The 8970-nt window shown below is 34.6% G+C and carries 11 protein-coding genes; 7 read left to right on the top strand and 4 right to left on the bottom strand.

Going from position 1 to position 8970, the window contains the following annotated elements; translation table 11 throughout:
• Positions 1–316 precede the first annotated feature (316 nt).
• Positions 317–568 (bottom strand): hypothetical protein, encoded by a 252-nt coding sequence (locus HMPREF0381_RS11725; RefSeq protein WP_242824427.1) that lies wholly within the window; start codon positions 566–568, stop codon positions 317–319.
• 312 nt (positions 569–880) lie between these two features.
• Between HMPREF0381_RS11725 and HMPREF0381_RS11720 the strand changes: the two genes are divergently transcribed.
• The 7 genes from HMPREF0381_RS11720 (at position 881) to HMPREF0381_RS11690 (ending at position 5858) form a co-directional block, all read left to right on the top strand.
• Complete coding sequence (locus HMPREF0381_RS11720; RefSeq protein WP_008752197.1) at positions 881–1414, top strand: helix-turn-helix domain-containing protein; 534 nt, start codon at positions 881–883, stop codon at positions 1412–1414.
• Positions 1415–1431: 17 nt separating this feature from the next.
• Positions 1432–2508: an ABC transporter ATP-binding protein gene (locus HMPREF0381_RS11715; RefSeq protein WP_008752196.1), complete on the top strand. Its 1077-nt coding sequence runs from the start codon at positions 1432–1434 to the stop codon at positions 2506–2508.
• Positions 2501–3322, top strand: coding sequence for an ABC transporter permease (locus tag HMPREF0381_RS11710; protein WP_008752195.1), 822 nt, complete (start codon positions 2501–2503; stop codon positions 3320–3322). Before HMPREF0381_RS11715 ends, HMPREF0381_RS11710 begins: the two co-directional genes overlap by 8 nt.
• Complete coding sequence (locus tag HMPREF0381_RS11705) at positions 3319–4110, top strand: ABC transporter permease (RefSeq protein WP_008752194.1); 792 nt, start codon at positions 3319–3321, stop codon at positions 4108–4110. The genes HMPREF0381_RS11710 and HMPREF0381_RS11705 overlap by 4 nt, the downstream gene beginning before the upstream one ends.
• 28 nt (positions 4111–4138) lie before the next feature.
• On the top strand, positions 4139–5230 hold the full coding sequence (locus HMPREF0381_RS11700; protein WP_008752193.1) for an ABC transporter substrate-binding protein: 1092 nt from the start codon (positions 4139–4141) through the stop codon (positions 5228–5230).
• Positions 5231–5329: 99 nt separating this feature from the next.
• Complete coding sequence (locus tag HMPREF0381_RS11695) at positions 5330–5581, top strand: hypothetical protein (protein ID WP_008752192.1); 252 nt, start codon at positions 5330–5332, stop codon at positions 5579–5581.
• Positions 5571–5858: a type II toxin-antitoxin system RelE/ParE family toxin gene (locus HMPREF0381_RS11690; protein ID WP_008752191.1), complete on the top strand. Its 288-nt coding sequence runs from the start codon at positions 5571–5573 to the stop codon at positions 5856–5858. The genes HMPREF0381_RS11695 and HMPREF0381_RS11690 overlap by 11 nt, the downstream gene beginning before the upstream one ends.
• Before the next feature lie 414 nt (positions 5859–6272).
• Here HMPREF0381_RS11690 and HMPREF0381_RS11685 read toward each other — a convergent pair whose 3' ends face one another.
• The 3 genes from HMPREF0381_RS11685 to HMPREF0381_RS11675 form a co-directional block, all read right to left on the bottom strand.
• Positions 6273–7370: a YdcF family protein gene (locus HMPREF0381_RS11685; protein ID WP_008752190.1), complete on the bottom strand. Its 1098-nt coding sequence runs from the start codon at positions 7368–7370 to the stop codon at positions 6273–6275.
• Between the two features lie 16 nt (positions 7371–7386).
• Positions 7387–7956 (bottom strand): nitroreductase family protein, encoded by a 570-nt coding sequence (locus tag HMPREF0381_RS11680; RefSeq protein ID WP_008752189.1) that lies wholly within the window; start codon positions 7954–7956, stop codon positions 7387–7389.
• Positions 7957–8044: 88 nt separating this feature from the next.
• Positions 8045–8833, bottom strand: a complete 789-nt coding sequence (locus tag HMPREF0381_RS11675; RefSeq protein ID WP_008752188.1) for a ZIP family metal transporter — start codon at positions 8831–8833, stop codon at positions 8045–8047.
• Positions 8834–8970 lie beyond the last annotated feature (137 nt).

The raw sequence follows: 8970 nt of genomic DNA, 5'->3' as shown, positions 1-8970 counted from the left end.
TTATATCATCCTGTGATTTTTTTGGTATAATGATATCATTTTTATAAAAGTTATAAACCGATGGCAAAAAACTGCTATCTGTAGTAGATATATCTCTGATAGTACGATAATTACAAATGTATTGGTCCATAAAGTTCTCCTGTATTAATCCATCGATAATGAATCCTTTTGAATAAAATGTCCTTGACTTTAAAACACTACTATGCACAAAAGTCTTGTATTTTTTGTCAGGATATTTTTATTTAGTTCTGTGAGGAGTAGAAATGCTTATTTCACAGCCCCCTTTTAAATTCTGATATATTTATAAATACATAATCTATGAAGTTTTTGAAATTTTGTAATAATCCACAGCTATCAACAATGCATCAAGGATTGATAAAATACTTAGGATGATTTGTACCGATATATATGTTCTCATTCCCTCAAATTCACTAAAGCCTTCGGTATTTAAGGAATAAATAAAATCGGAGATTTTACTTCCGTTAAGTATACATATAATCAATAATATCAGTATAACAACTTTTACAGACAGGCTTAAATTAAGGTCAAAATTATCGGTTTTATTCATATAATATAAATCCCACTTTACAATAATATAAAATAAATTATGTTTTAACAACTTCACTATATCATAGCAAGTATTAAAATACAAATTAAAAAACATAAAGAAATTGATAAAAACTTATTTGTCGGTTTAATATCACTTTACAGATTTATTTATACATAGTGCTATAAAATTTATAAATAATAGATATGAAAATTGAAGAAATAAATAAAAATAAATTGCTTGACAGCTGTTTCAGATGATGTATAATGTTCTTTGTTTAATAACACTAAACTTTTTACTTAGAAATAGTGTGCAACACAAAGAAAGGTTTTTATGGATATCGGTTCAAAACTGAAAAGACTCAGAGTGCTTGCAGGGCTTACACAAGAAGAGCTTGCCGACAGGGCGGAATTGTCAAAGGGATTTATTTCACAGCTTGAGAATAATATTACATCCCCGTCCATAGCAACTCTTCTTGATATTTTGCAATGCCTCGGAGTACAGATAAAGGATTTTTTTGATGAAGAAACCGAGACGCAGGTTGTTTTTACAGAAGAAGATTACTTTATTAAAGAGGATAAAGAACTAAATAATACCGTCAAATGGATAATACCGAATGCACAAAAAAATATGATGGAACCTATACTACAGATTATAGAACCAGGAGGGCTTACATATCCTGACAATCCTCATGACGGTGAGGAGTTCGGATATATTCTTTCGGGCAGTGTGGAGATACATAGGGGAAATGATATGTATGTAGCAAAAAAAGGTGAGTCTTTTTATTTTACATCGGATAAAAAGCATTATATCAGCTCAAAGCGTGGTGCAAAGCTTATTTGGGTCAGCACACCGCCTAATTTTTAGAATATTTTGGAGGAAGTATGAGTACATCTCTTATTGATTTAGAACATATCTCAAAAAGTTTTGACGGAGAGATTGTTTTAGATGATTTGAATTTATCAATTAAAGAAAACTCTTTTGTAACTTTACTGGGGCCGTCAGGCTGCGGTAAAACTACCACCCTTAGGATAATAGGGGGATTTGTACAGGCGGACAGCGGTAGAGTAATATTTGACGGCAAAGATATATCAAATATACCGCCTAATAAGAGAAATTTAAATACCGTATTTCAGAAGTACGCATTATTTCCTCATATGAGTATTGCGGAAAATATTGCTTTCGGACTGAAGATAAAAAATAAGCCCAAGGCATATATAGATGACAAGATAAAGTATGCACTGAAGCTTGTAAACTTAAAGGGTTTTGAAAACAGAAATATAAATCTGCTCTCAGGAGGACAGCAGCAAAGAATTGCAATAGCAAGAGCTATTGTAAATGAACCGAAAGTACTGCTTTTAGATGAGCCGCTTGGAGCACTTGATCTTAAGCTTCGTCAGGATATGCAGTATGAACTTATCAGACTGAAAAACGAGCTGGGTATCACATTTATCTATGTCACACATGATCAGGAAGAGGCACTTACAATGTCTGATACTATCGTAGTTATGAATCAGGGCTATATCCAGCAGATGGGTTCACCTGAACAGATATATAATGAACCTGAAAATGCCTTTGTGGCGGACTTTATAGGTGAATCAAATATAATTGCCGCTACCATGGTACAGGACAGACTTGTAGAGATTTTCGGTGCAAAGTTTGCCTGTGTGGATGAGGGATTCGGCAACAACAAACCTGTGGATGTGGTAATAAGACCTGAGGATATAGATCTTGTGGAACCTGATAAAGGTACTTTGGTGGGCAGGGTGACTCATTTGATATTCAAAGGTGTACATTATGAGATGGAAGTAACCACTCCGAACGGTTATGAATGGCTTGTACATTCCACAGATATGTTCCATGTAGGTAAGGAAGTAGGAATCAGTGTAGATCCTTTTGATATTCAGATAATGAATAAGCCTGAGTCTGAGGATGAGGAGGCTGTGGGAGTAAATGAATAAAGACTTTAGAAAGGTATTGGCATTCCCATATATTATATGGATGGCAGGTTTTACAATAATACCGCTGTCGCTTATCTTTATATATGGACTGACTGATAAAAGCGGCAGTTTTACATTTGCAAATGTGCTTGCAATATTTGCAGGAGAACACTTTAAGGCACTGATTCTGTCAATAAGCCTGTCTGTGGTGAGTACTGTTATATGTCTTATAATGGCATTTCCGCTGGCACTGACACTGAAAAGTAAAAAGCTTGATAAGGGAAGTTTGATAGTATTTATCTTTATTTTACCTATGTGGATGAACTTTTTGCTTAGAACATTGGCATGGCTTTCACTCCTTGAAAAGAACGGAATTATAAATACAATTTTACATTTTCTGCATTTGCCGGGGCTTAATATAATAAATACACCTGCCGCCATTATACTTGGTATGGTATATAATTATCTGCCTTTTATGGTATTGCCGATATACAATGTGCTTGAAAAGATTGATGACAATACTATAAATGCGGCAAGAGACTTAGGCGCAAATACAATGCAGACTTTTACAAAGGTTATAATGCCCTTAAGTATTCCCGGCATTGTCAGCGGAGTTACAATGGTATTTGTACCGGCACTTACAACTTTTGTTATCAGTAATATTCTTGGAGGAAGTAAGGTACTTTTGATAGGAAATGTAATAGAGCAGGAGTTTACAAAGGGCAGCAACTGGAATCTCGGCTCTGGACTTTCACTTATTATGATGATTTTTATATTGATTAGCATGGCATTTATTGCCAAGTATGACAAAGACGGGGAGGGAATAAGCGTTTGATTTTTTCAAAGATTAGAAAAGTACTGGGTGATATCTACCTTGTATTTGTATTGATTTTTTTGTATGCCCCGATAGCTACTTTGGTGATTTTAAGCTTTAACACTTCAAAGTCAAGGAACAGATGGGGAGGGTTCACTTTTGATTGGTATGGTGAGCTTTTTAAAAGTTCCACAATAATGTCCGCCTTCAGAAACACACTTATAATAGCATTTTTATCGGCACTTATTGCGACAATTATAGGTACGATAGCCGCCATAGGTATCAACAATATGAGAAAGCTGCCTAAGACTGCGGTAATGGCGGTCAACAATATCCCTATGTTAAATGCCGATATTGTAACAGGTATATCTTTGATGCTCGGATTTATTGCATTCGGTATCAGTCTGGGATTTAAGACGATTCTTATAAGCCATATAACTTTTAACATTCCATATGTATTGCTTTCTGTAATGCCCAAGCTTAAGCAGACCGAGAGAGTTACATATGAGGCGGCTCTTGACCTTGGAGCTACGCCTCTTGTGGCATTTTTTAAGGTGGTATTTCCTGATATATTCCCGGGAATAATATCAGGATTTTTACTTGCCTTTACAATGTCACTTGATGATTTTATAATAACATATTTTACAAAGGGAGCAGGTATCAACACTATATCTACTCTGGTATATTCTGAGGTACGAAGGGGCATAAAACCGAGCCTGTATGCACTCTCTACTATCATATTCGGTACTGTTTTGATTTTGCTTATAGTATCAAATATTGCACAGAATAAAATAAAGAAAAATAAATAATAGAATAAATAGAATAAGAGGAAATAATGTGAAAAAGAAATTTATAAGTACAATGACTGTGATGAGCATGCTTTTTGTAGCGGTATTATCAGGATGCGGAAAAAGTGATGCAGGTGCCAAGGCGGGCAGCGCCGGAGAACTCTATGTATATAACTGGGGTGAATATATAGATGAGAGTATTATAGATGAGTTTCAGAAAGAAACAGGTATCAAAGTTGTATATGATATGTTTGAGACAAATGAGGATATGTATTCTGTAATTGAAGCCGGCGGAGTAGTATATGATGCGGTATGTCCTTCAGACTATATGATTGAAAAGATGATAAAGAACGATATGCTTGCTGAAATTGACTTTAATAATGTGCCGAATGTAAAGAATATTGATTCTAAATACATGGAGATGTCAAAGGCATTTGACCCTGAAAATAAATATTCCGTGCCATATACATGGGGGACTGTGGGTATACTTTATAATACTTCTATGGTTAAGGATGATATAACAAGCTGGGGAGATCTTTGGAATACTAAGTATCAGGGAAATATACTTATGCAGGACTCTGTGAGAGATGCATTTATGGTGGGTGAAAAGCTGCTTGGATATTCTATAAATACTACAGACAAGTCGGAACTTGAGAAGGTAAAGGATAAGCTTATAGAACAGAAGCCGCTTGTACAGGCTTATGTTGTGGATCAGGTGAGAGATAAGATGATCGGTGGTGAGGCAGCTATAGGAGTTATCTATTCAGGTGAGATGCTCTATGTTCAAAATGAGGTCAAAAAGGCGGGCGGAGATTTTGAACTTAAGTATGTGATACCGAAAGAGGGTACCAATGTCTGGATTGATTCATGGGTAATTCCGAAGAATGCCAAGAATAAGGAAAATGCCGAAAAGTGGATTGATTTTTTAAACAGACCTGAGATTGCAAAGAAAAACTTTGAATATATTACATATCCTACACCAAACAAGGCTGCATATGATTTGCTTGATAAGGATTTGCAGAACAATACTGCACTCTTCCCGACAGACGATATGCTCAAAAACAGTGAAGTTTATAAGTATATAGGAGATGAAGGCGACAATCTTTATAATGAGCTTTGGAAAGAAGTAAAGGGGAACTAAAAAAGTACTGCTGTAGAATTGGTCTATGGCAGTTTTTGTATTATATTTACTTATGGCTAAATTTGATATATAATTTAGCTATAGTTTGGAGGTGAGATTATGCAGATTGTGCCTATGAGAGATTTAAAAGATACTGTGCAGATTGAGAAGAAATGTCAGAACGGTCCGGTTTTTGCTACTAAAAACGGTTATGGAAAGCTTGTAGTTATGAATATGGAATACTATGAGTCTAAGATTGCTAAAATTGCAGAGGCTGATTTCATTAATGAAGGTATTGTAGATTTTGCAAACGGAAAAATAAATGATGGAAAAGAAGTAATAAAAGAATTGAAGGATAAATATGGAATATAATAATTTTTCATATTATCTTACCAACCGTGCACAAAATGATTTAAATAATATAGTTAAATATATTGATAGAGAATTATGTAACAGGGATGCTGCAATATCATTTATTCAGTATTTTGAAAAAGAAATGGACAATTTATGTAAATTTCCAAACATAGGTTCAAGATTAAACAATAGATATTTGAAAAGAAATGATATATGTAAGGTAACGGTTAAAAATTATATAGTGTATTATTTTGTTGAAAAAAGTAAAAACATGATAGTAGTAGTAAGAATATGACATTCTTTGCAAAATCAGGATGACTTGTTAAAATAATAGAAAACATGTGGTTGTCAGGAAATAAGCATTTTACTTTTTGCAGAACTAAAAAAATATTCTGACAAGTACAAGGCTTTTTGGAATTGTGACTTTGTCAGAATATTTTGTTTTAAAATAATCTGGTGCTATTATATTCAATATGTTTTTCTTCTATTTCTAATGTGTTGATAGCCTTAATTCAATTATGTTATACAAGGTAATATCATAAGTATAAATAAAGTTGATTTTCTATTGACCTATTTCAAAAGATATTTATAATAAGTAACTGTAAGTTTATTATAACATATGATGGAGAAAATGGTTATTGTCAGCTATCTTTTTTGTGTAAAAATTTAGGGGGTGGTATGACTCAAAATGAGTCACACCATCTCTTTTTTATATGTGTAAAAAATTTTTTATATTTATCGCACCTGTTTTATTTAGGTAATCAAAGAGGGTAAGCAGTAACAGTGCTATTGTATAGAATAAGATAACAAGCATATGGAATCTGTAGCTTATTGAAAGATATCCTATATACTCTCTTATAAGCGCGTTGAGTGTGAAGTACCACTTGGTCTTTGAGCCGTAGCCGATGCAAGGTATATTCAGCTTTTTTGCAAATACCAAAGCACGGAATACATGGTAGGAAGTGGTGACAATGGCAATTTTAGAGTTTTTATTATCTATAAGTTTATAAGAAAAGAGAAGATTCTCCTTTGTGTTTTTTGACTTATCCTCTATAATAATCTTTTCATCGGATACTCCCTTTTGCTTAGCATAATCAGCCATAGCTACGCCCTCCGGGATATCTTCGCCGGGACCCATACCGCCTGATAATATAAGCTTGGCATTAGGATTATACTTTAAAAGTTCTATGCCCTTATCTATTCTGCCTGCAAGCAGCGGCGTTACTCTCTTTCCCTTGATACCTGCACCAAGCACTATTATATAGTCAAGTTTTTTATTTCTACCTATATGGATTAGATTCAAAATAGCTGAGATACAGTACATTGCCATCAAAAATAACAGGTATATAAATATAAAACTAAGCATCTTATATACTAAATCTGCAATCAGTAAAAGAGGTTTTTCATATACATTTGTGAGGCTTTTCAATCTGAAAAGAGGCCATACAAATATATAAATAACAAGTGATATTGAAAATGCCAGTGACAGTATATTCTTTAATCTTAGACCCTCTTTTTTTAGTATAAGTATTCCCTGTACAAAATAGGTAATGATAAGTACAAACGGAAACAGGGCAATTGCCACAATAAATATTATTCCAAGTACCATTACCAAAGAATAAGTAGCGGTATTCTTCTGTAAGATTTCAGAATAATAAAAAAGTGAGAACAGTCCGGTAGTGCCTATAGTAATCAAGTAGATTAAAAACAGTATGCCGGTTAACATTCCGCGGGGTTCCTTTCTCATATGAGTGATAAATACGATACTCATAAGTAGGAATGGAATAAAAGCAATAAACTGAATCATAAGCCCTCTTTATAAATTAGATAAATTTTACTCTTTCTTCAATATTCTCTTTTGCCTTAGGTTCCGGTTCTGTTACAATTCCGCCAAAAGGCATTTGAGCAATTAACTTCCATGACTTGGGAATTTCAAACATTTCTTGTACAAGGCTGTCAATCACAGGGTTATAATGCTGTAAGTTTGCACCGATTCCAAGCTCTCTAAGACCTGTCCAGATATTTATTTGCAACATACCGTTGGCTTGATTTGCCCAAACAGGAAAGTTGTCGGCATACAAAGGGAACTGCTTTTGCAGTGTTTCAACAACTTCAGTATCATAAAAATAAAGTATTGTACCTGCGGCAGCCTTAAATCCGTCAATTTTGTCGCGAGGAACTTTACCTTCAAAAGTATCATAAATTTTGTCCCAAAGCTCATCCTGTTTATTGTCGGTTACCACAATTACCCTTGCACTCTTCATATTGAAAGCATCAGGTACAAGCTCGGTAATCTCTTCAACTACCCTTTTTACTTCTGATTTTGATACCGGAAGTGTTTTGTTCAGGTTATAGTAAGTTCTTCTTTTTTGTAATACATCTATAATTTTCATAAGTTCTCCGATCTATACTGAATATTTATGCCATACAGGTTGTTTGATTATTATAGTCTATTTTTTGAGTAATTTAAAGTATGGGTTTTTAGCTTAGAGCCACATCAAGTGCCATCATCACTGTAAATCCGAAGGCAAATAAGATAACTCCGACATTTGAATGTTCTCCCTCACTCATCTCAGGAATAAGTTCCTCAACTACAACATACATCATAGCACCTGCTGCAAAACTTAGAAGATATGGCATAAGAGGGATAAAGAATGAGGATGCACCAAGCATTATAGAGGCCGCTATAGGCTCCACCGCACCTGATAAAACACCGTAAAAAAGTGCCTTTAGCTTGCTTTGCCCTTCCGCATGAAGAGGCATTGAGATGATGGCGCCTTCAGGAAAGTTTTGAATGGCGATACCGAGAGAAAGTGCAAGTGCGGCTCCTGCGGATATACCTATCGTTCCGTTTAAAAATCCCGCATATACAATACCTACAGCCATACCCTCGGGTATATTATGAAGAGTCACGGCAAGCACCATCATAGTGGTTCTTGCAAGCTTACTCTTTCGCCCTTCAGCCTTTGCAGCATACATATGCAGATGCGGAATAATGTGGTCAAGTAAGAGTAAAAATAAAGTTCCCGCCCAAAATCCTATAAAAGCAGGCAAAAAACTTAGTCTGCCGGCACCAGTGCCTTCCATCTGTTCAATAGCCGGGATAATAAGGCTCCAGACAGATGCGGCCACCATAACACCTGCCGCAAAACCTGTTAGTGCTTTTTGTACAGTTTTGCTGAGTCCGTTTTTCATAAACAGTACACAGGCGGCACCCAAAGAGGTACCTAAAAAAGGTATAAAAATACCTTTTATTGCTTCATATAACATAATACGCCTTTCTTAAAATCTAAATGTATATTATTAGTGAATATTAAAATTTTGATATAGTCGGTTTATACCGACTTGATTGCTTATAATATCATTTATAAATATATTTTGCAATACAAATAAATAGAAATAAATTT

It is taken from the genome of Lachnoanaerobaculum saburreum DSM 3986, assembly GCF_000185385.1.
GTDB lineage: Bacteria > Bacillota > Clostridia > Lachnospirales > Lachnospiraceae > Lachnoanaerobaculum > Lachnoanaerobaculum saburreum.
Note: the sequence above shows the minus strand (reverse complement) of the source record. Positions and strands in the feature narration are given on the sequence as shown.

What these genes read in the sequence shown, in the direction of transcription:
- HMPREF0381_RS11725 (WP_242824427.1), bottom strand. Translation starts at nt 568, where the DNA reads ATGAATAAAACCGATAATTTTGACCTTAATTTAAGCCTGTCTGTAAAA.
- HMPREF0381_RS11720 (WP_008752197.1), top strand. Translation starts at nt 881, where the DNA reads ATGGATATCGGTTCAAAACTGAAAAGACTCAGAGTGCTTGCAGGGCTT.
- HMPREF0381_RS11715 (WP_008752196.1), top strand. Translation starts at nt 1,432, where the DNA reads ATGAGTACATCTCTTATTGATTTAGAACATATCTCAAAAAGTTTTGAC.
- HMPREF0381_RS11710 (WP_008752195.1), top strand. Translation starts at nt 2,501, where the DNA reads ATGAATAAAGACTTTAGAAAGGTATTGGCATTCCCATATATTATATGG.
- HMPREF0381_RS11695 (WP_008752192.1), top strand. Translation starts at nt 5,330, where the DNA reads ATGCAGATTGTGCCTATGAGAGATTTAAAAGATACTGTGCAGATTGAG.
- HMPREF0381_RS11690 (WP_008752191.1), top strand. Translation starts at nt 5,571, where the DNA reads ATGGAATATAATAATTTTTCATATTATCTTACCAACCGTGCACAAAAT.
- HMPREF0381_RS11685 (WP_008752190.1), bottom strand. Translation starts at nt 7,370, where the DNA reads ATGATTCAGTTTATTGCTTTTATTCCATTCCTACTTATGAGTATCGTA.
- HMPREF0381_RS11680 (WP_008752189.1), bottom strand. Translation starts at nt 7,956, where the DNA reads ATGAAAATTATAGATGTATTACAAAAAAGAAGAACTTACTATAACCTG.
- HMPREF0381_RS11675 (WP_008752188.1), bottom strand. Translation starts at nt 8,833, where the DNA reads ATGTTATATGAAGCAATAAAAGGTATTTTTATACCTTTTTTAGGTACC.